At 73.5% G+C, this 24,340-nt stretch carries 16 protein-coding genes and 5 tRNA genes; 12 read left to right on the top strand and 9 right to left on the bottom strand.

Translation table 11 applies throughout. The annotated features are described in order from the left end of the window. Positions 1-5: 5 nt before the first annotated feature. Positions 6-674, bottom strand: coding sequence for a class I SAM-dependent methyltransferase (locus ACIBPB_RS31510; protein ID WP_396842972.1), 669 nt, complete (start codon positions 672-674; stop codon positions 6-8). A gap of 195 nt (positions 675-869) precedes the next feature. On the opposite strand from ACIBPB_RS31510, the gene ACIBPB_RS31505 reads away from it, so the two are divergent. Beyond that, positions 870-1,718: a hypothetical protein gene (locus ACIBPB_RS31505; RefSeq protein WP_396842971.1), complete on the top strand. Its 849-nt coding sequence runs from the start codon at positions 870-872 to the stop codon at positions 1,716-1,718. A gap of 9 nt (positions 1,719-1,727) precedes the next feature. On the opposite strand, the gene ACIBPB_RS31500 is transcribed toward ACIBPB_RS31505, so the two are convergent. Then, positions 1,728-2,330 (bottom strand): TetR/AcrR family transcriptional regulator, encoded by a 603-nt coding sequence (locus tag ACIBPB_RS31500; RefSeq protein WP_357329464.1) that lies wholly within the window; start codon positions 2,328-2,330, stop codon positions 1,728-1,730. A 249-nt stretch (positions 2,331-2,579) separates the two neighbouring features. Between ACIBPB_RS31500 and ACIBPB_RS31495 the strand changes: the two genes are divergently transcribed. The 3 genes from ACIBPB_RS31495 to ACIBPB_RS31485 all read left to right on the top strand — a co-directional run bounded on the left by ACIBPB_RS31495 (position 2,580) and on the right by ACIBPB_RS31485 (position 2,844). Next, positions 2,580-2,652: transfer RNA gene (locus ACIBPB_RS31495), tRNA-Gly, on the top strand. A 34-nt stretch (positions 2,653-2,686) separates the two neighbouring features. Then, positions 2,687-2,757, top strand: a tRNA-Cys gene (locus ACIBPB_RS31490). Between the two features lie 12 nt (positions 2,758-2,769). After that, a tRNA-Val gene (locus tag ACIBPB_RS31485) sits at positions 2,770-2,844 on the top strand. A 148-nt stretch (positions 2,845-2,992) separates the two neighbouring features. Here the strand turns inward: ACIBPB_RS31485 and ACIBPB_RS31480 are convergent. After that, positions 2,993-3,232 (bottom strand): DUF6458 family protein, encoded by a 240-nt coding sequence (locus ACIBPB_RS31480; protein ID WP_396842970.1) that lies wholly within the window; start codon positions 3,230-3,232, stop codon positions 2,993-2,995. A 169-nt stretch (positions 3,233-3,401) separates the two neighbouring features. Between ACIBPB_RS31480 and ACIBPB_RS31475 the strand changes: the two genes are divergently transcribed. Further along, positions 3,402-3,474 (top strand) — tRNA-Gly (locus tag ACIBPB_RS31475). 15 nt (positions 3,475-3,489) lie between these two features. Beyond that, a tRNA-Val gene (locus ACIBPB_RS31470) sits at positions 3,490-3,564 on the top strand. A gap of 66 nt (positions 3,565-3,630) precedes the next feature. On the opposite strand, the gene ACIBPB_RS31465 is transcribed toward ACIBPB_RS31470, so the two are convergent. The 3 genes from ACIBPB_RS31465 to ACIBPB_RS31455 form a co-directional block, all read right to left on the bottom strand. After that, positions 3,631-5,082 (bottom strand): NADH-ubiquinone oxidoreductase-F iron-sulfur binding region domain-containing protein, encoded by a 1,452-nt coding sequence (locus ACIBPB_RS31465; protein ID WP_396842988.1) that lies wholly within the window; start codon positions 5,080-5,082, stop codon positions 3,631-3,633. A 2-nt stretch (positions 5,083-5,084) separates the two neighbouring features. Continuing rightward, a complete protein-coding gene (locus ACIBPB_RS31460; RefSeq protein WP_396842969.1) occupies positions 5,085-6,380 on the bottom strand; it encodes a hypothetical protein in 1,296 nt (431 codons plus the stop codon). Positions 6,381-6,634: 254 nt separating this feature from the next. After that, complete coding sequence (locus tag ACIBPB_RS31455) at positions 6,635-7,222, bottom strand: hypothetical protein (RefSeq protein ID WP_396842968.1); 588 nt, start codon at positions 7,220-7,222, stop codon at positions 6,635-6,637. A gap of 407 nt (positions 7,223-7,629) precedes the next feature. Between ACIBPB_RS31455 and ACIBPB_RS31450 the strand changes: the two genes are divergently transcribed. The 4 genes from ACIBPB_RS31450 to ACIBPB_RS31435 all read left to right on the top strand — a co-directional run bounded on the left by ACIBPB_RS31450 (position 7,630) and on the right by ACIBPB_RS31435 (position 17,042). After that, entirely contained in the window at positions 7,630-8,631 is a 1,002-nt protein-coding gene (locus ACIBPB_RS31450; protein ID WP_396842967.1) for an NAD-dependent epimerase/dehydratase family protein, read from the top strand. A gap of 197 nt (positions 8,632-8,828) precedes the next feature. Then, the gene (locus ACIBPB_RS31445; RefSeq protein ID WP_396842966.1) at positions 8,829-9,620 is read left to right on the top strand and encodes a DNRLRE domain-containing protein; all 792 of its coding nucleotides are present in this window, start codon (positions 8,829-8,831) and stop codon (positions 9,618-9,620) included. A 214-nt stretch (positions 9,621-9,834) separates the two neighbouring features. After that, on the top strand, positions 9,835-16,779 hold the full coding sequence (locus tag ACIBPB_RS31440; RefSeq protein WP_396842965.1) for a polymorphic toxin-type HINT domain-containing protein: 6,945 nt from the start codon (positions 9,835-9,837) through the stop codon (positions 16,777-16,779). A gap of 11 nt (positions 16,780-16,790) precedes the next feature. After that, positions 16,791-17,042 (top strand): hypothetical protein, encoded by a 252-nt coding sequence (locus tag ACIBPB_RS31435; protein WP_396842964.1) that lies wholly within the window; start codon positions 16,791-16,793, stop codon positions 17,040-17,042. 119 nt (positions 17,043-17,161) lie between these two features. On the opposite strand, the gene ACIBPB_RS31430 is transcribed toward ACIBPB_RS31435, so the two are convergent. Beyond that, positions 17,162-18,151 carry an Acg family FMN-binding oxidoreductase gene (locus ACIBPB_RS31430; protein WP_396842963.1) on the bottom strand — a complete coding sequence of 330 codons (990 nt, stop codon included), beginning with the start codon at positions 18,149-18,151 and terminating at the stop codon, positions 17,162-17,164. A 185-nt stretch (positions 18,152-18,336) separates the two neighbouring features. On the opposite strand from ACIBPB_RS31430, the gene ACIBPB_RS31425 reads away from it, so the two are divergent. Beyond that, the gene (locus tag ACIBPB_RS31425; RefSeq protein WP_046565573.1) at positions 18,337-18,975 is read left to right on the top strand and encodes a response regulator transcription factor; all 639 of its coding nucleotides are present in this window, start codon (positions 18,337-18,339) and stop codon (positions 18,973-18,975) included. A 13-nt stretch (positions 18,976-18,988) separates the two neighbouring features. On the opposite strand, the gene ACIBPB_RS31420 is transcribed toward ACIBPB_RS31425, so the two are convergent. Further along, complete coding sequence (locus tag ACIBPB_RS31420; RefSeq protein ID WP_396842987.1) at positions 18,989-20,659, bottom strand: GAF domain-containing protein; 1,671 nt, start codon at positions 20,657-20,659, stop codon at positions 18,989-18,991. Positions 20,660-20,752: 93 nt separating this feature from the next. After that, positions 20,753-21,763, bottom strand: a complete 1,011-nt coding sequence (locus tag ACIBPB_RS31415) for an Acg family FMN-binding oxidoreductase (RefSeq protein ID WP_396842962.1) — start codon at positions 21,761-21,763, stop codon at positions 20,753-20,755. A 186-nt stretch (positions 21,764-21,949) separates the two neighbouring features. Between ACIBPB_RS31415 and ACIBPB_RS31410 the strand changes: the two genes are divergently transcribed. Next, positions 21,950-24,334 (top strand): heavy metal translocating P-type ATPase, encoded by a 2,385-nt coding sequence (locus ACIBPB_RS31410; protein WP_396842961.1) that lies wholly within the window; start codon positions 21,950-21,952, stop codon positions 24,332-24,334. Positions 24,335-24,340 lie beyond the last annotated feature (6 nt).

Genomic DNA, 24,340 nt, shown 5'->3' with positions numbered 1-24,340 from the left:
TCACGCTAGCGGGCGGCCCCCGGCGGAGTCGGGTCCAGCTCCCACACGGTGGTGTGCTTCACCCGTACGCTCTCCAGCGCCTCCGGCACCGGCACCTCGTACCCGGCCAGTTCGTGGAAGCGCTCGCGGGGCAGGAAGGCCCGGCCCGGATCGCCGACCAGCACGCGGGCGCCGGCACGCGCGGCCCGGAGCAGGAACCGCAGCATCCGCCGGGCCATCGCCTCGCTGTAGAAGACGTCCCCGGCGAGCACCACCTCGGCGCCCCCGGCGTCGGAGTCCAGGATGTCGCCGAGTTCGGCGTCGACGCGTACCCCGTTCGCCTCGGCGTTGAGCGTGACGGCGGCCACCGCCCGCTCGTCCACCTCGACCGCCCGGACGGCGGCCGCGCCGGCGCGGGCGGCGGCGATGGCCACCAGGCCGGAACCGGAGGCGAGGTCGAGCACCCGCCGCCCGGCGACCAGCTCCGGGTGGTCGGTGACGTACCGGGCGAGGGCCTGCCCGCCGGCCCAGGCGAAGGCCCAGAACGGTGGCGGCTGGGCGCTGCGGAACTCGCCCTCGGTCAGCTCCCAGAGGCCGATCGGCTCGTCGGCCTGGTGCAGCCGCACCTCGGGGACGAAGGCGACCGGGGCGAGCCGGGCGTGCAGCCGGACGAAGGCGGCGGACAGGTCGGACACCGGCTGATTCTGTCGTACGCCCCGGGCCGCCCCGCCGGCGATCCCGGGCGTGTCGCGGCCGACCGGTTACCGGTTCATCACCCCGGGTGAGATCGGGCCCCGCGGTTGGCGTTCCGTGCGAACACGCCCGTCTACCGGGGCGCCGGTGGCGCTCCTAGCGTTTCGGATGGGACGCGGTCGACGGGAGGAGACGTGGTGAGCGGGTGGCGGTACGCGCTGCGGGTCGGGGTGGTGCTGACCTGTCTGTCCGGCGCGGGGGCGGGCGCCGCGGTCCCGGCGCGGGCGGCGGCCGCGTTCTCCACCGAACTCAGCGGGCTGCCGGACGAGTTCACCGCCGGCGACGAGGTGCGGACCCTGGCGGCCGTGGTGTCCCGCTCCGACGGTGGCGGCTGCGTCAAGGTGCGCTGGTCGATGCTGCTGCGGGTGCAGGGCCTGCGGCTGGACCAGGTACGGGTGGACCGGGTCGAGGACACCGGCTCGTTCCCGCTGGAGGTCCGGACCGAGGGCGACGTGGCCCGGCTGACCGACCGGGACCTGGACCCGGGGCTGCTCTGTCCGGGCCGGACGGTCACGGCCCGCTACCGGGTGGCCTTCGCCGGGGACGTCGACCGGGGCCGGGTGAGCTTCGCCGCCGAGGCCTACGACCAGCAGTTGCGGCTGCTGGCCCGGCAGACCGCCAGCCGCCAGGTGGTGGGGCGGGCGGCGCCGGCCGAGCCGAGCCGGTCGGCGAAGCCGACGCCGAGCGCGACCGAGCCGACCGACCCGGCGACCGAGGCGCCGGCCACCGAGGAGCCGGCCGGGGAGGTCCCGCCGAGCGAGGAGGCGGTGGCCGAGCCGCCCGTCCCGGGCGCGGCGGGCCGGCCCATCGCGGCCTCGGGCGGGTTCGGGGTGACCCAGGCGGCCTTCCTCCTGGGTGGCCTGCTGCTCTTCCTCGGCGCCGGGCTGCTGTTGCGGATGCGGCGCCTGCTCCGCCCGGCGGGCGAGCAGGCGATGGCCCCGGCGGCGGCGTTCGGCCGCCGGCCGGCGAGGAGACGGTGGCGGTAGGTCTGGTGCTCAGTCCAGCGCGGCGGGTTCCACGCCCAGCTCGCGGGCGGCGACCAGCCGGATCCACTCGGCGATCTGCCGCCGGGTGATCACCCGCTCGTGCACCGAGAGTTGGACGGCGAGCCCGTCCATCACCGCGCTGATCCGCCACGCCGCACCGGCCGGGTCCGGGCACTGGAAGGTGCCGTCGGCCACCCCGGCGGCGATCACCGCGGCCAGGTCCTGCCGCCAGCGCAGGTCCAGCCGGCGGGAGACCTTCTCCAGTTCCGGGGTACGCAGCGACTCGGCCCAGCCGTCGATCCACATCGACCAGGAGGTGGACCGGCCGGTCGGCGCGTACAGGCGCAGCATCCGGCGCAGCTTGGCCAGCGGCGGGGCGGTGGAGCGGACCACCGCGTCCAGCCGGGCGAGGTCCTGCTCGACGGCGTACGCGAACGCCTGCGCGAGCATCCGGTCCTTGGTGGCGAAGTGGTAGAAGACCAGCGCCTGGCTGACCCCGGCGGCCTCGGCCACGTCGGCCGTCCGGGTGTTGGCGAGTCCGCGTTCCGCGATCACTTCGCAAGCCGTGCGCAACAGGGCATCCAGGCGGATTTCGGCGGCGCGTCTCGTCACGATCGCTACCGTAGCCCATCGGTCTGACCACGGGGAGTTACCGAACCGGCCCGGTCGAAGGATCGACAGTCGGAAGTTCGACAGTCCCCTCCCGGTCCCCGCGGTCCCTCCTTCCGCCCAGGTTCCTAGGAAGCCCTGGCGGGAGGGCGGTACGGATCACCCGGACGCGCCCGAACGGGACCCCGATTTGGCAACCGTTCCCGGGCTCGGCTAAAGTTCTCATCCGTCACCGGTAAACACCGGGGGCACGCGGACGTAGCGCAGCTGGTAGCGCATCACCTTGCCAAGGTGAGGGTCGCGGGTTCGAATCCCGTCGTCCGCTCGGAGATGCCGCCACGCATGTCGGGGGCAACCTCGGTGGAGTGGCCGAGAGGCGAGGCAACGGCCTGCAAAGCCGTGTACACGGGTTCAAATCCCGTCTCCACCTCGCAGTTGACGAGGGCGATTGGCGCAGTGGGAGCGCGCTTCCTTGACACGGAAGAGGTCACTGGTTCAAACCCAGTATCGCCCACCAGCACAGAGGCCGTGTCGATCATCGACACGGCCTCTTGCCATGTCCGGCCCGGTGCGCTGACCGGTACGCGGACGGGGACGCCGTCCGGCGTCCCCGTTCACGGTCGGCTCGGGACCAATCAGCTCCGGCAGCCCCGAGCGGGCCTGTGTCACAGCGGCGGGGCGACGTCCCGGCGCTCCTCGACCCGGCGGTACTCGACCGGCTCGGAGGTGGTGACCACCTCGCGGCGGCGCCCCCAGACCAGCGTGGCCATGATCAGGCCGAGTACGCCGGCCGCCATCAGGATCCAGCCGACGACGTCGAGGTTGACCCCGCCGATGCTGGCGTCGAGCGCGAAGGTGAGGATCGCGCCGACCGCGATCAGGAAGATGCTGGTACCAATTCCCACGACAGCCTCCTTCAGGGGATGGTGGTGTGCTGTCGATCGAAGTCAGTACCCACCCGGCCGCCGGCCCAACCGCCACCCGGGCCGGGGTGCCGGGGCGTGCGGCCCGGGTCGGACGACGATCTTGCCGTCGGGTACAGTTCTCCCCGTCGCCGTCGCAGGACGGTGGCACGCGGACGTAGCGCAGCTGGTAGCGCATCACCTTGCCAAGGTGAGGGTCGCGGGTTCGAATCCCGTCGTCCGCTCGCAGTGCGGCGCTCGGGCGATTGGCGCAGTGGGAGCGCGCTTCCTTGACACGGAAGAGGTCACTGGTTCAAACCCAGTATCGCCCACCATCCCGGGTCCAGCTCATCGAGCTGGACCCGTTCGCGTACCGGGCCGCGCTCAGCTCACCGGCGCGCTCAGACATCCTGACGCAGGGCCAGCGCCGGGCACATCGAGATCGCCTTCCGGGCGCCGGCGGCCAGCCAGGGCGGCACCGGCGCGTCGGCGACCGACGGGAACCCGTTCGCGTCCAACGTGATCAGCTCCGGGGCGAGCTGGGCGCAGAGCCCGTGCCCGTCGCACCGGGACCAGTCGATCACGAGCCGGCCACCGGTCGAGTCCTCGCCGGGCAACGGCAGGATGCCGCGTACCGGGTCGCCGCAGCCGCCCCGGGACAGGTGCGCGGCGATGTCCGCGCTGAACGTGTCGATCGCGGAGAGGGCGAACCGGGCGGTGCCGTCCGGGTGGCTGCACGCGCCCCGGCCGCGTACCCCGCCGGCCGCCGCGCGGACCCGGTCCAGGGCGGCCGCGCCGCCGCCGCCGTGGCTGAGGGTGCTCATCGTGCGGGCCAGGTCGGGCAGGCCCAACTGGCAGGGGCCGCATTGCCCGGCCGACTGGCCGGCGAGATAACGCAGCACGCGGTGCGCCTCGCCGAGCGGGCAGGTCCCGTCGCCGAGCGGAAGGACGATGCCCGCGCCGAGGGTGCCGCCGACCGCGGCCAGCCCCGCTCGGGAGACCGCCGCGGCCGCGGCCGCCGCCGGGCCGATCCAGCTGCCGTGGAAGCCGCCGAGCAGCACACCGGGCCCGACCGGCGCCGCGCAGTGGTCGAGCACCTCCCGCAGCGGTACGCCGGCCGGCACCTCCAGCACGGCGGGGCGGCGCGCCGAGCCGCCCACGGTGAGCAGCACCGTGCCGGGCTCGTCGGCGGTGCCGACCTCGCCGAAGGCGTACGGCCCGAGCCGTGCGGCGACCGCGAGTTGCGCGTACGTCTCGGCGTTGGAGAGCAGGGTGGGGCGCCCGCCGACGCCGGCTTCGCTGGCCCGGCCCTTCCGACCCGGTGGGATGGGCACGTCCCCGTTGATGCCCCGGATCAGCGCGCCGCTCTCGCCGGAGATGAACCGGTGCGGCATGGTCACCAGCCGGGTCGGCGCCGGCATCCGGCGTTCGGCGACCGCCGCGAGCACCGAGCCGGCGGCGACGCCGTCGTCGGCCACCCCGATCACGATGCTCTCGGCGTCGAGCGCGTACGCCGCCAGCGCCGCGCCGTCCAGCACCAGGTGCGGCGCGCGGGTGAGCAGCACCTTGTCCTTCCAACTGGCCGGCTCGCCCTCGGTGCCGTTCACGACCACGGTGGCCGGCAGGCCCCGCCGCTGCGCCGAGCGGGCCACCGCGTCCAGCTTGCGGGCTAACGGGAAACCCGCCCCGCCCCGGCCGCGCAGGTTGATCAGCTCGGCGAGGTCCAGGGCGGTGATCAGATCGAGCGGGCGGAGGTCGCCGTGGACGGCCAGGTGCATCCGGCGGTCCAGGCGGTCGGCGCGGTCCAGGCCGGCAGTCAGGCGGGGCGGCCCGATGCCGCCGACGACCGGCATCCTCACCGGCCGACCTCGTTGCGGATGTACGCCCAGAACTCCTCGTCGGTGATCTCGGCGGTGTCGTCCAGGCGGCGCGCGGCGGCGGGCGGCACCGGGTCCTCCGGTGCCTCCCGGCGGGCCCGGATTCGCTCGGGTGCCACCGGCGCGGGCCGTGCCCGGGGTTCCTCGCGGGCCGGGCCGGTGTCCGTGCGGCCCGCCGGGGCCGGCTGGGACGGCTGGGCCGGCGACCCGTCGACGTCCGCACGTAGCGGCCGGTAGGGCCGGTACGCGCTGGCCCGGCTGGCCCGGACCGGCGGCTCGACCGCCGGGTCGGGCTCGACCGTCGCGGCCCGGTCGGCGCGGCCGGATTCGATCGCCCCGGCCCGGTCGGCGCGACCGGGTTCGACCGTCCCGGCGCGGCCGGGCGCGGCGGCCCCGGCCCGGTCGGTGCGGCCGGCTGACGTTGCGGCCGGTCGAGGGTCGTCGTGGTCGGCGGGCCGGCGCTCGGCGTCGGCCCACTCGGTGCCGTCGAGGCTGGGGATCAGGACGTTCGTGGCCAGCGGCGTGGCCTCGACCGCCGTGGGCCGCCCCACCGGGCGCATCCGGCGGATGGTCTGTGCCCGGGCCAGGTGGGTGCGGCGGCTCAACGCCACGAAGAAGCGCACCAGCAGGGCCAGGGCCACCAGGGCCAGGCAGATGCCGTAGCTGACCAGCACCCAGGTCTTGGCGGACCGCCCGGCGCCGAGCCCGTGGATCAGGGCGAGCAGCCAGGCCGCGTACGCGCTGGCGTGCAGGATCCGCCAGCGGCCCGGCTGCCGGCTCCGGGCGTACGAGGCGCGGGTGACCCCGGTCCAGGTCGCGATGATCATCAGGTAGCCGGCCAGGGTGCCGAGCCCGACCTGGACCGGTCGGTGGTTGGCGAGGAAGGGGATCGCCGGGTCCCACAGGTGGGCGTGGCCCTCCACGAGCTTGGTCGCCACGTGGATCGCCAGGCAGACCAGGGCGGTCGCGGCGGTGGCCCGGTGCGCGAGCTGCAGCAGGATCCGGTGCCGGATCAGCAGCACCAACCGGTCGGTCGCCGCCAGGCCCAGCAGCACCGTGATCGAGAGGCCGACCAGGCTGAACACGCCGGTGAAGAACTCCAGGAACGCGAACGACCCGGCGATGGCGGCCCGGCCCGGCGGGGTGAAGCCCGCCGCGACGACCACGATGACGGCGGCGCCGGCGGTGACCGGTCGCAGGCCGCCGCGGGGCGCCGGTCGGCTGCCGAGACCCGTGGTCTGCCGGACTGACCGACCCGCACCGGCGCTGTCCATGTCACCTCCAGACCTCCGTGGCGCACTGGATGGCAGCGCTTCCCAGCGCATTGGATGGCAGCGCTCCCAACGTGGGGTCGGGCGGAATGCCGGACGGTTCATACCAAGCCGGATCGCCTGCGGGCAAAGGCCTTCAGGAGAATTTAAGGTTATGGATCCTGCCCGATCGGAGGGCCGTCGCCGGCCGGGCACACAGACGCCGCTGGCCGGCACCCGGGTTCGGGTGCCGGCCAGCGTGCGCTTGGTGGTTGTGGTCAGCTGTTCCAGTGCTGGGCGACGATGTCGGCGGCCTGCTGCTCCCACTGGGCGTAGGCATCCGGGTAGGCCGAGACCTGCACGGTCTGGGCGGCGACGGTCAGCGGCATGTCCTGCCAGCCGTCGACCTGCTTGAGGCCCTTCTCGAACGCCAGCGTGGAGTACTCGGGGTCGGTGATCTGCTCCGGCGTGCCCCAACCACTGGACGGGCGCTGCTGGAACAGGCCCAGCGAGTCATGGTCGTTGCGGTCGCCGAGGTGGCCCAGGTTCTCCAGCTTCGACTCCTGCAGGCTGGTGGCGATGGAGATCACCGCGGCCCGCTCCGGCAGACCCGCCTTCTTCGTGGCGGCGATGATCGCCTTGGCGTTGGCGGTCTGCTCATCGGACAGGTCAATCTTCGACTGGGCGCCCTGCACACCGTGCGGAATCAGCTTGCCCATGTCCGGCTTGTCGGCCTGCACGACGCCGGCCTCGGCCAGGGCGGTGTTCGGGGTGGCCTCGTGGTGGTTCAGCGGGCCGGCGGCGAGGCCACCGGCGACGGTCAGACCAGCGATACCGAGCACGCTCTTACGCAGCATCGTGTTCATGGGAAAGCTCCATTCGGGGGTCGGCGCACACGGCGATGGGGGTCGCAACGTGCGCAAGCACCGTCAGGCGCTCAGAAAGGTCTTGAACGGGGGGATCATCCGGCCCGTGGGGCGGGGGGCCTCTTTCACGGCGCCGGGACCAGGTGTAACGACCCGCTGCCCGCCATCATTCCCGGCGGGCCCGGCACCCGGGGTGGGGCGCTCTTCCTCGGCCGTTCACCCGTGTTCAACGACCCCCGGCCGCCAACCATTCCGGCCGGGGGATGTCGCGGGTCACCGACGGACCGGACAATTCCCCCAAGGCGGCCGCGGCCGGGTCAGGCCGGCCCGGACGTTCTGCCAGCGGCAGATCCGCTCACCGTGAACATCCCGCGCCGGCCGGGCCGAGCGGGCGCAGGCTGGTACGCATGAGACTGCTGGTGCTGGGTGGGACGGGCTTCGTCGGCGGGGCCGTGGTACGCGAGGCGGTACGCCGGGGCTGGTCGGTGACGGTGTTCAACCGTGGGTTGCATGGGGACGTGCCGGCCGGCGTACGCCGGTTGCGCGGTGACCGGACCGCGCCGGGCGGCCTCGCCGCGCTCGCCGGGGGCGCGTGGGACCTGGTCGTGGACACCTGGGACGGGGCGCCCCGGGCGGTGCGGGACGCCGCCCGGGCGCTGGCCGGGGCGGTGCCGCACTACGGCTACATCTCCAGCGGGTCCGTGTACGCGCCGCCGGTGCCCGCGGGCGTGGGGGAGGAGGCGCCCACGGTGCCGGCCGGCGCCGACGCGGACGACGGGGACTACGCGCAGAACAAGGCGGGCGGGGAGCGGGCCGCGGTGGAGGTCTTCGGCGACCGGGCGTTGCTGGTGCGGGCCGGGCTGATCCTGGGCCCGGGGGAGGACATCGGTCGGCTGCCCTGGTGGTTGCGGCGGATCGCCCGGGGTGGGGAGGTGCTGGCCCCCGGCCCGCGGGACCTGCCGGTGCAGTACGTCGACGTGCGGGACCTGGCGGGCTGGGTGCTGGACCGGGGCGTCGCGGACACCGGCGGGGCGTACAACGTGGTCAGTCGGACCGGGCACACCACGATGGGTGAGCTGCTCGACACGGTGGTGGCGGTCACCGGCGCGGACGCGGCGCTGCGCTGGACCGACCCGGAGGTGATCCTGGCCGCCGGGGTGGAGCCCTGGAACGATCTGCCCATCTGGATTCCGCCGGGCCACGAGTACCGCTGGTTGCAGGAGCGCGGCGTCGACCGGGCGTACGCGGCGGGGCTGGTCTGCCGGCCGGTGACCGAGACGGTCGCGGACACCTGGCGCTGGTTGGCTGCGGTGGGGCAGGTGCCGGCCCGGGCCGGACGCCCGGCGCGCGCCCCGGTCGGCCTGGCGCCGGAGCGGGAGGCGGCGCTGCTCGCCCGGGTTGGGAGCTGACCGGCCCGCCCGCCGGCACTCTCCTGTGTGGAGGACGGTCACGCCGCGTGTTTCGGTGATCCATTTGCGCGGCTGGTGTCCGTTTCCTCCTTACGGGTCGTGATGAATATAGACACACGTTCGCCGCAGGCCATACAGTTCGCGCGACTGGTGCACATCTTTCAATCACGGGGGTTGAGATGGTTCCTGGGCGCTCGATGCTGCCTGTCCTCTCGTTGAATCGTTCCCGGATCGCCGCCGCCGGTGCCGCGGTCGCGATCCTGGGTGGCCTGTTGGGGGCGCCGTCGCCGGTCCTGGCGGCGGCGCCTGCCGCGTCTCCGGCCGGCGCGGCGGTGGCGCCGGACGCCGCCTCCGCCGCCGTCCAGGCGAAGCGGTCGGGCCACCGGGTCGAGGTGGCCTCGGCGCGCACCGAGTGGACCCAGGTGTTCGCGAACCCGGCGGGCGGGTTCACCGCCGAGTCGACGGTCCGGTCCCGCTGGGCGTACGCGACGAACAACAACAGCACCAACAGCGACACCAGCGCGGCGCGGGTCGGCAAGGACCCGAGCACCGGCACGCTCTACCGGTCGTACTTCGAGTTCCCCCTGACCGGCCTGCAGGGCGCGCAGATCCAGTCGGCGTATGTGCAGTTGAAGCTGGACCACTCCTGGTCCTGCACCAGCACCCCGACCTACCTGTACCAGTCCGGCCCCATCACGAGCACGCCGCGTACGCCGTGGGCGCCGGCCCTCACCAGCCTCCGCGCGACCGCCCAGTCGCACGCCAACGAGAGCACCGCCTGTTCCGGCTCGCCGCAGCCGGACATGGTCGTCAACTTCGCCGGCACCGGGGTCACCGGTCTCGTCCAGAGCTACGCCGCCGCCGGCCTGGCCAACGTCACGGTCGGGCTCTGCGCGTGCAGCGCCGCCGACGGCACCGGGGAGTCCACCACCGACCGGTGGAAGAAGTGGTACCCGGACAGCGCCCGGCTGGTCGTCGAATACCTCTGATCCCGGCACACCTGCGGCTCGGGGCGGGGATGGTCCGGCCGGTCGGTTGACCGACCCGGCAGCGCCACCCCGGCCCGCTCACCGCAGGCCGCGCCAGCGAGCGCGCGCTCACCCACGATGCCACGCCGGCCCACCCGGGCCGGCGAGCGGTACGGCTGTGTCAGACCATCTCCCGCCCGAAAGGGCTCCCTTCGGTCACCCCTGTGGAGGCACGGTGACACCCATTTCTCGCTCCCCCCGCGGAACCGCACGAAGGCCGGCCAGCCGGACCCGGGCCCGTACGCTGATCTCCGCGATCGTCAGCGGCGCCCTGGTCGCGTCGGCGCTGACCGCACCCGTTCAGGCGGCGGTGAAGCCCAAGCCGCACCTGGCGGCGCAGCAGGAGAAGGTCGACTCCGACGGCGCGCCGGCGAAGGGCCGGGCCTGGCCGACGAAGCAGGTGCGCAGCGCGCAGCTGGCGGCGCCGGTGTGGCCGAAGCCGGGCAAGGCGTCGGTGACCCTGCCGGCCGCGGTGTCGGGTCAGCGGCGGGCCGCCGCGCCGGCGGCGAAGGCCGGTGACCTGCCGGTGTCGGTGGGCCGCGGCGCGGGCCCGGCGGGTGCGCGCACCCAGGCCGTGTCGGTCGAGGTCCTGGACCGGGCGGGCGCGCCGCAGCAGTGGCGGGACGGGCTGCTGCTGCGGGTCGCCGGGGACGCGCCGGCCGGGGTCGCGAAGACGGCGGCGGGCCCGGGCGCGGCCACGCTGTCGGTGGACTACCGGAGCTTCAAGTACGCGTACGGCGGCAACTGGTCCTCCCGGCTGAAGCTGTGGCAGGTGCCGGAGTGCGCGTTGAGCACGCCGGGCAGGTCCGGTTGTGCGGCCACGCCGCTGGAGTCCCGCAACGACGGCGGGGCGGTCACCGCCGAGGTGCCGCTGCCCGCGGCCGGCACCGCGGCCGCCTCGACGCTGGTGGCCCTCGCCGCCGGCTCGTCCGGCACGGAGGGCGACTTCGCCGCGACCCCGCTGTCGATCAGCTCGACCTGGTCGGCGGGCACCTCCACGGGTGGCTTCTCGTGGTCGTACCCGATGCGCGTGCCGCCGTCGATCGGTGGCCCGGCGCCGAGCCTGGGCCTGGCCTACTCCTCGGACGCCGTCGACGGCCAGTCGGACGCCTCGAACAGCCAGCCGTCCTGGATCGGCGAGGGCTTCGACTTCTGGCCGGGTTACATCGAGCGCAGCTATGTGGGCTGCTCGGACGACATGAAGAGCGGCAACAACAGCACCAACCGCACGGGTGACCAGTGCTGGCGGTCCGACAACGCCACCATGTCGCTCAACGGCCGGGGCACCGAGCTGGTCTACCAGGACGGCAAGGGCTGGCACGGGCGCAGCGAGGACGGCTCCAAGATCGAGAAGCTGACCGGCGCGACCAACGGTGACGACAACGGCGAGTACTGGAAGGTCACCACGACCGACGGCACCCAGTACTTCTTCGGGCTGCACAACCTGCCGGGCCAGAGCAGCGTCACCGACTCGGCGTGGACGGTGCCGGTGGCCGGCAACCACTCCGGCGAGCCCTGCCACGCCACCAGCTTCGGCTCGTCCTTCTGCGACCAGGCGTGGCGCTGGAACCTGGACTACGTGGTGGACGCCCGGGGCAACACCATGTCGTACTGGTACACCCCGGAGACCAACTACTACGCCCGCAACGCCACCTCCACCAGCAAGGCCAAGTACGACCGGGGCGGTGTGCTGAAGCGGATCGACTACGGCACCTGGGACCGCAAGCGCGCCGACGGCAGCGTCGACCGGTCCGTCTCGCCGACCGCCCAGGTCGTCTTCACCACCGCGGACCGGTGCGCCGCGGACTGCTCCACCCACGACGCGGCGCACTGGAAGGACGTGCCGTGGGACCAGGAGTGCACCTCCACCGCGGCGAACTGCGGGGAGAACTACGCGCCGACGTTCTGGTCGACGAAGCGGCTGTCGAAGATCACCACGCAGGTGTGGGACACCACGAAGACCACCGCGGCGTGGCAGCCGGTGGAGTCGTGGACGTTGAGCCACACCTGGCCGGCGGTCGGTGACGGCAGCGACCACGCCGGGATGTGGCTGACCTCGATCGTCCGGGCGGGCCTGGTCGGCGGCACCGACACGATGCCCGCGGTGACCTTCGAGCCGGTGTCCATGCCGAACCGGGTGTTGACGAAGAACAACACCACCAACAACCGCATGCGGATGGGCAACATCGTCACCGAGACCGGTGCCAAGATCCAGGTGACGTACAGCCGGCCCGACTGCACCGCCAGCAGCCTGCCGGCCACCACCTACGGCAACACCCGGCGCTGCTACCCGGTGATCACCCCGGACCCGTACGACTACGACGGGCCGGAGATCACCGAGTGGTGGCACAAGTACGTGGTCACCCAGGTCTCCGAGTCCGACCTGATGGTCGTCGTCGGCGGCACCGACCACGGCCAGCCGGTGCAGAACACCTTCTACACCTACCTCGACGGGGCGGCCTGGCACTACGCCGACGACAACGGGCTGATCAAGCCCCGGCGCAAGACCTGGAACCAGTTCCGCGGCTACGCCAAGGTCGAGATCCGCAAGGGCGACGCGCCGTCGCAGACGCTGACCCGGACGACGTTCCTGCGCGGCATGCACGGCGACCGGGCGACCACCGCCGACACCAGCACCCGCACCGTCACCGTCGGCGCCTCGGTCGGCAGCGAGACGGTGTACGACGAGGACCAGTTCGCCGGGATGGTGCGCGAGCAGGTCGTCTACAACGGCGACGACACCAAGCCGGTGTCGAAGACGGTGAACGTGCCGTGGCGGTCGCCGGCCCTGGCCAGCCGCACGGTCAACGGTGACACGGTGACCGCGCGGTGGACCAACACCCGGGTCAGCTACGCCGGCACGGCACTCGGGGTCGACGGGGCCTCGGGCTGGCGGGTGACCAGCACCGAGTCGACCTTCGACGACACCTACGGCACCACCGTCTCGGCGCAGGACAACGGCGACATCAGCAAGACCGGCGACGAGAAGTGCTACACGTACGCGTACAACCGCAACACCGGCAAGAACCTCACCCAGCTCGTCAAGCGGACCACGGCGGTCGCGCTGAAGTGCGGGGTGACGCCGAGCAGCACCGACGACATCCTGACCGACGAGCAGAAGTTCTACGACGGCGCCACCAGCGTCGACACGGCCCCCGGCTACGGCGCGGTGACCCGGGTCGACCAGCTCAAGGACTGGTCGGCGGCCGGCGGCACCGTCTGGCAGACCACCAGCAAGGCGACCTTCGACGCGTTCGGTCGCCCGGCCACCACCACGGACGCCCGCGGTAACACCGTCACCACCAGCTACCTCCCGGCCACCGGCCAGGTCACCCGGGTGACCACCAGCACGCCGGATCCCAACGGTGGCACCAGCCCGTGGACCACCACCCTGAACCAGTTGCCGTACTGGGGTTCGCCGAGCCGGACCACCGACTACAACGGCAGGGTCGCGGACATGGAGTACGACCCCTCGGGCCGGCTGGCCCGCGCCTGGGAGGTCGGCTGGTCGAAGGACGATCACCCGACCAGCCCGTCGGTGCGGCACAGCTACGTGTTCGCCGCGAACCGGGACGCCTACCCGTACGTGAAGACCACCGCGCTGCACGCCGGTGGCGGCTACCGGGACACCTACCAGATCTACGACGCCTTCCTCCGCCCGCGCCAGACCCAGTCTCCCGCCGTCGGCGAGGGCCGGGTGATCACGGACACCCAGTACGACAAGGCCGGCCGGGCCGTCACCGCCTACCAGGCGCACCTCGAGCCGGGTACGCCGGCGGGCGGGCTCTGGTGGGAGCCGGAGTGGTCCGTACCGGCGCTGACCAGGACGGTCTACGACGACGCCTCGCGGGCCACCGACGAGATCTACTACGGCACCGACGGCGTCACCAACCTGGTGGAGAAGTGGCGCACCACCACCCGGTACCTGGGCGACTCGACCACGGTGACGCCTCCGGAGGGCGGCACGGTCACCACCACCCGGACCGACGCCCAGGGGCGCACCGTCGAGCTGCGCCAGCGGGTCGACCCCACCCAGGTCAAGCCCGACCTGAGCACCACGTACACCTACAACCGCAAGGGCCAGCTGGCGAAGGTCGTCGACACGCTCGGCAACGAGTGGGTCAACACCTACGACGTCAAGGGCCGCCAGATCACGGCCAAGGACCCGGACAAGGGCAAGACCACCACCGATTACAACGACTACGACGAGCCGACCAGGTCCACCGACGCCAACGGCAAGGTGCTGGTCAACGAGTACGACTCGATCGGGCGCCGGACCGCCCTCTACGAGGGTTCCGTCTCCGACGCGAACAAGCGGGCGGAGTGGAAGTACGACAAGCTGTACACCGGCCAGACGGTACGGGGGCAGCTCACCCAGAGCACCCGCTACGAGGCCACCGGCGGCACCAGGTACGGGTACACCTACCGGGTCACCGGCTTCAACACCCGGTACCAGCCGACCGGCACGCAGTACGTCATCCCGACGGTGGAGGGCAGCAACCTCGCCGGTACCTGGGACTACGGCTTCGGCTACTCGCCCTACACCGGTGATCCGAGCAGCGTCACCTACCCGGCCGGCGGCGGCCTCACCACCGAGACCGTCACCACCGGGTACGACGGCACCACCGGCCTGCCGACCAGCCTCGGCACCAACCTGATCAACGTCGGGGCGTACGTCACCGGCCAGCGGTACACCGAGTACGGCGAGCCGACGATCACCACCCGGAAGACCAACGGTGGGATGTACGTCGAAGACTCCACGTACTACGACCTCACCACGCGCCGGGTCAAGCAGTACAAGGTGCGGCCGGAGACGGCGGCCGGCACGGTGCAGGACACCGCGTACGAGTACTTCGACATCGGCAACGTCAAGTGGATCAAGGACACGCCGCAGGTCGGCACGGCCGACACCCAGTGCTTCGGCTACGACGAACTGCGCCGGTTGACCCGGGCGTGGACGCCGAAGGCGGGCGTGGACTGCGCCACCGCGCCGTCGGTGGCCAACCTGGGCGGCCCGGCACCCTACTGGCACGACTGGACCATCGACGACGTCGGCAACCGCAAGACCGAGACGGCGCACACCACCCTCGGCGACACGGTGCGCAGCTACGCGACGCCGACCAGCGGCCAGAACGTGGTGCGCCCGCACGCCGTCACCGCCGTCACCAGCCAGGCCCCGGGACAGTCGGCGGTCACCACCAGGTACGCCTACGACGCCGCCGGCAACACGACCTGCCGGCCGACCGGCGCCGCCGCCAACGACTGCGGCACCGGCGCCAACTCGCAGACCCTCACCTGGAACAGCGAGGGCCGGCTGTCGACGGTGACGGCCGGCGGCCAGAACGTCGAGACCAACATCTACGACACCGGCGGCACCCGGCTGATCCGGCGGGACGCCACCGGAACCACCCTCTACCTGCCCGGTCAGGAGATCCGCGCCGACAAGAACTCGGTGGTCACCGGCACCCGCTACTACAGCTTCGCCGGCGAGACCGTCGCCACCCGGAACCCGAGCGGGCTGACCTGGCTCTACTCCGACCACCAGGGCACCCAGCAGGTCGGGGTGGACGCGAACAGCCAGCAGGTGAGCGTCCGGCGGCAGACCCCGTACGGCGACTCCCGCGGCAGCCAGCCGCAGTGGAGCAACCAGAAGGGCTTCGTCGGCGGTGACAAGGACCCCACCGGCCTGACCCACATCGGGGCCCGCGAGTACGACTCCGGCCTGGGCCGGTTCATCTCGGTGGACCCGGTCCAGGACCTCGCCGATCCGCAGCAGTGGAACGCCTACGCCTACAGCAACAACAGCCCGGTCACCTTCGCCGACCCCAGTGGCCTCCGGGCCTGCTCCGACGACGCCTGCGGGCCGGGGGCGGACTACGAGGACATGTACGGCAACTACGTCGAGGTCAAGGGCGACAACGACGGTTGCGGCGGCAAGTGCGGCGACGACGACTGGGCGCAGGCCCGGGCCGCCCACGAAGCGGGCGGTGGCAACGGCGGCGGTGGCGGGGGCAAGGGCGGTGGCAAGGGCGGCAAGACCGGCCCGAGCGACGAGGACATCAAGCGCGCCCAGGAAGTCAAGAAGCAGAACGCCATCTCGATCATCATCAAGGCCGGCGGGCAGCTTCTCCTCGACCTCTTCGGCATCAACGACATCCTCGACTGCATCCACGGCGACCTGATGGCCTGCGCCTGGACCCTCGTCGGCATGTTGCCGTGGGGCAAGGCGCTCCAGATGGCCAAGAAGATCAAGCCGATCGCCAGCACGCTCGCCCGCACCGGACGCGCCCTGATGAAGTGGGCCGACGACGTCAAGTGGGCGGACGACGTGATCCGCCAGGCCAACAACTTCATCGGGGGCGCCGCGAAGAGCTGCCACAGCTTCGCGCCCGGCACCAGAGTGGTCATGGCCGACGGCAGCCAGAAGCCGATCGAGAAGGTGCGGGAAGGCGACGAGGTCGTCGCCACGGATCCCGAGACAGGCAAGACCGAGTCCCGACCGGTCACCGACACGCACACCAATGACGACTCGGACCTGACCGATCTGACCGTTGTCGCGGAGAACGGCAGCGAGACGGTTCTGAAGACCACCCAGCACCACCCGTTCTGGAACGACGACCGGAACCAGTGGGTGGATGCCGCCGACCTCCACAAGGGGGAGCGGCTGCGGACGCTGGACGGTTCGCGGGTGGTCGTCAAGGCCGTCCACTCGTACCTCGGCCTCAAGGTCATGCATGACCTGACCGTCGACGTCGTTCACGCGTACTACGTGGTGGCGGACACGTTCCCGCTGCTGGTACACAACGTCAACGCCGCCTGCCCGGTGCACGGCCCGACGGCGATTCCCGGTCAGCCGGGCGCCCGGTGCATCTGCGAGTTCCCCGGCACCGACGGAACCGCGGAGGAGGCGATCAACCGGCGCGTCGCGCACACCACCGAGGTGGACCACCAGCGCCAGGTACGCGATTCCGTCGCGAACGGCGTCAAGAACGTGGTCGACTCGGCGAAAACCGGTAATGGTGACCCGGTGCTCGGGGCAGTCTTGGTTGTCGCGGGCGGAATGGCCAAGTGGAAGAATCGAAAGGCGGCACGGGACGCCGCGGAACGGCTGGCGGACTAGGAGGCGAAACGGTGAATGGCCTGATGTGGCTGTTGGCGGGCGTCGGCTCGGCCGTCCTGCTCGCGGTGGTTGCGCTGCTCCTGGTCCGCAGGGCTGCCGCCCGGCGACGAGACACGGCGGCCGAGGGTCGGCTGGCCATCAAGCAACTGGCCAGCGCGAAGGACAAGCGCGACCGGGGGACGATCCGTGGCACCGGCAGCGAGGGCGATCGCAACATGCCCTACCAGGCGGCGTACGGGTCCGACACCACCATGGGTGCGTGATCCCGTGACCAGCTGAGGTCGTCGCGGTGACAGCGGGCGGTGGGGCTCCGGCGGTGCCGGCAGCGCCACCGCCCGCCGTGCCCGCCGCCCGCTGTCACCGGGCCGGTCCGCTGCCCGGATCACCGACCCGCGGTCGACGGCGTGGCCACCGGCAGGTCGATCACCTCGTCCACCGACCGGCGCGGGGTGGCCACCCCCGGCTGGCCGTACCCGATCCGCATGACCATCTGCGGCGTGCCGAACCGGCCCAGGGACAGCCGCAGCGCCTCCCGGGCGCCCGGCACCTCGATCGGCTGGGAGATCATCGACGCGGCCAGTCCCGCGTCGGTGGCGGTGAGCAGCACCCGCTGCAGGGCCTGCCCGGCGACGACCTGGTCGGTGGCCGTGTTCCCGGCCGAGCCGAGCACCGCCACCAGCGGCTCCGGCTCGAAGTCGCGCCCCGGCGGCCGGTTCCGCCCGCCGTACCCGCGTTGCGGCAGCAGATCCTGCGGTTCGCTCTGCGGACCGCCGGCCGCCGTCGGCACCCCGTCGGGGGAGGGCTCGGAGCGGATCCAGGTGGACCGCTCGGTCACGTACGCCGGGTCGCGTTCCAGGACACGGTGCGCGCTGCGGGCGATCTCGCCCAGCGCGTTGACCGCGGTGGTGCCGATCAGCAGCTCCAGCCAGCACTGCTCGGCCCGGGCCGCCTCGCCGAGCCGCCAGCGGGCGTCGGCGGGCACCGGGTCGGGCCAGAACGGGGCGCGGTTGCTGAACCGGCGGTCGATGGCCGCGTAGAGGCTCTGCTCGGCCGGGGTGGGGCGGCGCGGGACGTCCGGGACCAGCCGGGCCACCACGTCGGGGTCGGCGGGGTACGGGCGCAGCCGGACGGTGGCCGGGGTGCCGGCGACGGCGAGCGACAGCCGCAGGTTGAACAGTGCCGCCCCGCAGGCGATCCGGGCGCCCCAGCCGCTGGGGTCGGTGGCGGGCAGCCGGCGCTGCGGGTCGACGCGGACCTCGATCCCGCCGTCGCGCAGCCGGAACCGCCACGGTTGGGTGTTGTGCAGGGACGGCGCACGTACCGCGTCGTGTACGGCCGCCGTCAGTTGCTCGGCGCTGTAACCGGTGGTCATGGTGGGCTCCTTCCGCGCGGACCGTGCCGTCCCCGGTCGGTCCACCCCAACGGTGCGTCAGCCGGGTGCGCCGCGCGCAGGGCCGGAGGTCCCTGGTCAGCGGGCCGGCGTGCCCGTCGCCGGGCGCGTCGCGATCGGGACCTTCGGCCCGTGCACGACCGCTGACCAGCGGGTAGAAAGGACGGATGATCCGGGTGTTCCTGCTCGACGACCATGAGGTCGTCCGTCGTGGCCTTGCCGACCTGCTCACCAGCAGCGGCGACATCGAGGTGGTCGGCGAGTCCGGCTCCGCCCAGGAGGCGGCCCGCCGGATCCCGGCGCTCCGGCCCGACGTGGCGATCCTGGACGCGCGGCTGCCCGACGGCAACGGCATCGACGTGTGCCGCGACATCCGCGCCGTGGATTCCTCGATCAAGGGCCTGATCCTCACCTCGTACGAGGACGACGAGGCGCTCTTCGCCGCGATCATGGCGGGCGCGGCCGGCTACGTGCTCAAGCAGATCCGCGGCACCGACCTGGTGGACGCGGTCCGCCGGGTGGCGGCCGGCCAGTCGCTGCTCGACCCGGCGATCACCACCCGGGTGCTGGAGCGCATCCGCAGCGGCGTCGAGCAGCCGCGCGAGCTGAAGAGCCTCACCGAGCAGGAGCGGCGGATCCTGGAGTACGTGGCCGAGGGCCTGACCAACCGGGAGATCGCCGGCAAGATGTTCCTGGCCGAGAAGACGGTGAAGAACTACGTCTCCAGCGTGCTGGCGAAGCTGGGCCTGGAGCGGCGGACCCAGGCGGCGGTGCTGGCCACCCGGCTGCTCGGCAAGAGCCACTGAGGCCCCGGCCGGGTCAGTCCCGCAGCGGCACGCTCCAGCGCACCTCGGTGCCGTGCGGTTCGACCCGGCCGAGCCGGAAGTCGCCGCCGAGCCGGTCGGCCCGCTCGCGCAGGTTCACCAGGCCGCTGCGGGCCGCCTCCGGGTCACAACCCACCCCGTCGTCGGTGACGGTCACCGTCACCCAGCCGGCGTCGACCTCCACCCGGACCGCGACCCGGCCGGCCTGGGCGTGGCGTACGGCGTTGGAGAGCGCCTCGCGGAGCACGGCGGTGAGGTCCGGGCGCAGCACGTCCGGGACGGCGCTGTCGATCGGGCCGACGAGTTCCAGCTGGGGCCGGTAGCCCAGCAGCTCGGCGGCCGCCTCGATCGCCTCCCGGATCTCGGTACGCAGCGCGGCGCTCATCGGCGTGCGCAGCTCGAAGATGGTGCGCCGGATGTCGCGGATGGTGGCGTCCAGGTCGTCGACCGCCTGGTTGATCCGCTTGCTGATCTCCGGGCGCGCGTTCATCGCCCCGCTCTGCAGTTGCAGGCCGGTGGCGAAGAGCCGCTGAATCACCACGTCGTGCAGGTCGCGGGCGATCCGCTCGCGGTCCTCCAGGACCACCAGCAGCTCCCGTTCCTCCTGGCCGCGGGCCCGTTCCATGGCCAGCGCGGCCTGGCCGGCGAAGCTGTTCAGCAGCGCCATGTCGTCGTCGCCGGCCGGGTTCCGGTCGGGCTGGTGGGCGATCACCAGGACGCCGTGCAGGGTGTCCGCCGCGGCGAGCGGGGAGACCACGGCCGGGCCGGCGACCACCGGCGCGGGCCAGGGCGCGGCCGCGGCCAGGTTCTCCAGCAGCTCGAGGCGGCGCTCGGTGACCGAGCCGGCGAAGGTGGTCTCGCTGGCCGGCAGCACCGCCCCCACCAGGTGCCGGCTGGCCTCGTCGGCGCCGTCGACCACCTCGACGGTGAACTGGCCCTCGTCGTCGTCGTAGAGCAGCACCAGGGCGAGCTCGGCCTCGGCGACCTCCCGGGCCCGCCGGGCCACCAGGGTCAGCGCGTCGGTGCGGCGCACCTCGCCGAGCAGCACCGAGGTGATCTCGGCGGTGGCGGCCAGCCAGCGCTCCCGCCGGTGCGCGAGGGCGTACAGGCGGGCGTTCTCGATGGCCACGCCGGCCGCCGCCGCGAGGGCGACCACGATCTCCTCGTCGTCCTCGGTGAACTCGGCCGCGCCCTGCTTCTCGGCCAGGTAGAGGTTGCCGAAGACGTGCTCGCGGATGCGTACCGGCACGCCGAGGAAGCTGTGCATCGGCGGGTGGTTGGGCGGGAACCCGTATGACTTCGGATGCTGGGTGATGTCGGGCATGCGCAGCGGGTGCGGGTCGTCGATGAGCAGGCCGAGCACGCCCCGGCCGTGCGGCAGGTCGCCGATCTTGGCGTGCAGCTCGTCGCTGATGCCGTGGATGATGAAGTCGTGCAGCAGCCGGTCGGGGCCGATCACCCCGAGCGCGCCGTACTTCGCGCCGACCAGCTCGCACGCCGACTGCACGATCCGCTGCAGGGTGCTGCGCAGGTCGAGGTCGGAGCCGATGCCCACCACGGCGTCGAGCAGGGCACGCAGCCGCTCCCGGCTGGTGACCACCTCGCCCACCCGGTCGAGCATCTCCTGGAGCAGCTCGTCGAGGCGTACCCGGGACAGCGGCGTCAGGCCCAGGGACGGGGTCGCGGGCTCGTGGCGGGGATTGGGTGCGGCGGACACCGGGCGATGGTATCGCCCGGTGCCCGCGCGGGACGAGTCCCGCTAGCCGAGCTGGCCGCGCACCGCCGAGGTGTCGACGGTCTGCGCCACGTCCAGCCGCGGGGTGTGTGCGGGGCCGGCGTGCGTCGGGTCGGCGAGGCCGAGCCGCATGGAGATGTACGGGAAGCCCAGCCCGGACAGCATCCGCCGGAGCGTCTGGCGGGTGCCGTCGACCTCCACCACGCCGCTGAGCGGGACCAGCGAGGCGCCGAGCCGGGTGGCGGCGAGCCAGGCCGCGGAGAGCCCTTCGCCGGCGCGCAGCCAGCTGTCCGGTTCGTCCTCGGTGCCCCAGAGGATCCCGTACACGGCGGCCCGGTCGTGTCCGGCACCGACCGGCAGGCTGCCGGGGTGGCCGAAGTCGCGGGTCGGAACGGTGGTCTGCGGCGCCTCCGCCGGCAGCACCTCCGGGGGCAGCCCGGTGCCGGCGCCGCCCTGGTTGATCCAGTACGCCAGCTCCTCGCGCAGCTCGGGGCTGTCGGCCTCGACCGCGGCCGCCTGCTGCGCGGCGCCGGCGAGCTCGATCTTCTGGCTGTCGTCGAGGATCTGGAGGTTCACCCCCTCCGCGGTGGCCGCCCGGTCGATCTCGTTCAGGGCGGCGGCGGAAATCGGCTCGTCGCTGACCGGCCGCCGGTCGGTGTGCCGCACCCGGATGCACTGCACCAGGCGCATGGCCTCCGGGTCGGACCCGGTGTGCTTCAGGCCGGTCAGCCGGGCCAGCAGGTCCGGTTGGGCCGGGTCGGGCAGCCGCTCCACCACCGGCGTCCAGCCCTCGGCGGCCAGCGCCACCCGGGCGTGGTGCAGCGCGGCGCCGCAGCTCACGAAGAGCAGCCGACCCTCCGGGTCCAGGACGCTGAGGTGGCGCTCCCGGACCAGCCGCAGCTCCAGCGCGTCGGGCAGCACCGTCCAGTGCCATGGCTGGGTGTTGTGCACCGAGGGGGCGTGGCCGGCCATCCCGGCGGCTTCCGCGAGCGCGGTGGTCAGCGGGCGGTCCCCGGCCGGCTTCTCGTGGCTCATCGTCACGACCTTTCCTGTTTTCCCCATCGTGCCCCACGCCGGGGCCGACCGGGCGGCTTGCCGCTCCATCCTCGGGTATCGCCGGGCCGCTCGCACGCGCCGCCCCCGTGCGTCCGGGCCCCTCGGTTCCCGGAATTACCCGGGTTCGACCTACCCGCCGCACGCCGCCGCTGAGACGATTCCCACGTGGCAGCGGAACCGCGGGAGTGCGTACCCGAACACCCGGTGCGGCAGCGCCGGGTGCGGCGGCTGTTCCGGCGCGGCGGGTCCGACGGGCGGCCCGGCGCGCTCGAATGGCTGCCGCTGGTCCTGCTGACCCTCGCCGTGCTGGTGGGCGCCGCGCTCTGGTTCGCCGGGGCGCGCGGCGCGGCCCAGCTGGTCTGGGCCGCGGTGACCCTGGTCGCCCTGGTGCCGGCGGTCTGGACCACGCTGCGCCAGCTCTGGCGGCACCAGTTCGGGGTGGACGTGATCGCCGTGCTGGCGCTGGTCGGCGCGCTCCTGGTCCGGGAGTACCTGGCCGGCGCGGTGATCGCAGTGATGGTGGCGACCGGGCAGGCGCTGGAGGACTACGCGCAACGGCGGGCCACCCGGGACCTGCGGGCGCTGCTGGAACGCGCCCCCCGGCAGGCCCGGCGGCGGACCCCCGACGGCCGGATCGAGGTGGTGCCGCTGGACCGGGTCGCGGTGGGCGACCGGTTGGTGGTCGGCCCGGGCGACGTGGTGCCGGTGGACGGGACCGTCGAGGCCGCCGCCACGCTGGACGAGTCCGTGGTCACCGGCGAGTCGCAGCTGGTCAGCCGGGCCGCCGGCGAGCAGGTGGCCAGCGGGGTGGTCAACGCGGGCGCCGGCTTCGGGCTGCGCGCCGGCCGGAGCGCCGCGGAGAGCACGTACGCCGGGATCGTCCGGCTGGCCGAGGAGGCCACCGCCCGCAAGGCCCCGATGGTCCGCCTCGCCGACCGGTACGCCGCCGCGTTCGTGCCGTTCACCCTGCTGCTGGCCGGGCTGGCCTGGCTGCTCTCCGGCCAGTTCGCCCGAGCGGTGGCGGTGCTCGTGGTGGCCACCCCGTGCCCGCTGCTGCTGGCCACCCCGATCGCCATCGTGTCCGGGCTGTCCCGGGTGGCCCGCCGGGGCGTGCTGGTCCGCGACGGCGGCTCGCTGGAGCTGCTCGGCCGCGCCCGGACCCTGCTGCTGGACAAGACCGGCACGCTCACCGCGGGCCGTCCGCGCGCCGCGGAGACGGTGGTCGCCCCCGGCGGCGACCGGGACGAGCTGCTGCGGCTGGCCGCCTCCGTCGAGCAGCTCTCCCCGCACGTGCTGGCCGCCGCGCTGGTCCGGCAGGCCCGCGAGCAGGGGCTGGCGCTGACCGAGCCGACCGAGGTGACCGAGGAACCCGGGCGCGGGGTCACCGGCCGGGTCGACGGGCGGCTGGTCCGGGTCGGCCAGCTGGCCGGCGAGCCGCCGGACTGGGCGCACCGGATCCGTGAGCGGGCCGAGCTGGCCGGCCGGTCCGCGGTCTGGGTCAGCGACGGGCAGGGGCCGCTCGGCGCGATCCTGCTGGAGGACCCGGTCCGGCCGGACGCCCGGCGCACCGTGCGCCGGCTGCGCGAGGCCGGGCTCGACCGGCTGATCATGGTGACCGGTGACCGGCGGCGCACCGCCGAGCAGGTGGCCGGGATCGTCGGGGTGGACGACGTGATCGCCCAGTGCTCGCCCGAGGAGAAGGTCGCCCGGGTGCGGGCGGAGTCCGACCGGGCGGTCACCGTGATGGTCGGCGACGGGGTCAACGACGCCCCGGCGCTGGCCGCCGCGCACGTCGGGGTGGCCATGGGCGCCACCGGCGCGACCGCCTCCGCCGACGTGGCCGACGCGGTGCTCACCGTGGACCGGCTGGACCGGCTCGCCGACGCCGTGGAGATCGCCCGGTACGCCCGCCGGATCGCCGTGCAGAGCGCCGCCGTCGGGATGGGGCTGGCCGTGGTGGCCATGCTGGTGGCCGCCGCCGGGAAGCTGCCCCCGGTCGCCGGCGCGTTCCTCCAGGAGGGCATCGACGTGCTGGTGATCCTCAACGCGCTGCGCGCCCTCGGCGGGGGCCTGCGCCGCCGGGACGTCCCGCCGCAGACCCGCGCCCTCCTCGACCGGTACGCGGGCGAGCACGGCGAGGTGCGGGACGTGCTGGACCGGCTGCGCGACACCGCCGACCTGGTGGCGACGAATCCGGAGGCGGCGGAGTGCATGCCGGCGCTGCGGGACGTGCACCGCCGGCTGGTCGAGCAGGTGCTGCCGCACGAGGCGGCCGAGGACCGGCAGCTCTACCCGGCCCTGGCCGGCCCGCTGGGCAGCGCGGAGGCCACCTCGACGATGAGCCGGGCGCACGTGGAGATCAGCCGGCTGGTGGACCGGATCGGCGGTCACCTGGCCCAGCACCCGGACGGCCGGCTGCGCCGCGACGAGGTGCCCGACCTGCTCGCCGCCCTGTACGGGCTGGACGCCGTGCTGCGCCTGCACCTGGCGCAGGAGGAGGAGGACTTCTTCTCGCTCAGCCCGGGGGACGGCCAGCCGGACACCCGCTGACCGTCC

The organism is Micromonospora sp. NPDC049836 (genome assembly GCF_044465125.1).
Taxonomy (GTDB): Bacteria; Actinomycetota; Actinomycetes; order Mycobacteriales; family Micromonosporaceae; genus Micromonospora.
This window is presented reverse-complemented; position numbering and strand designations above follow the sequence as displayed.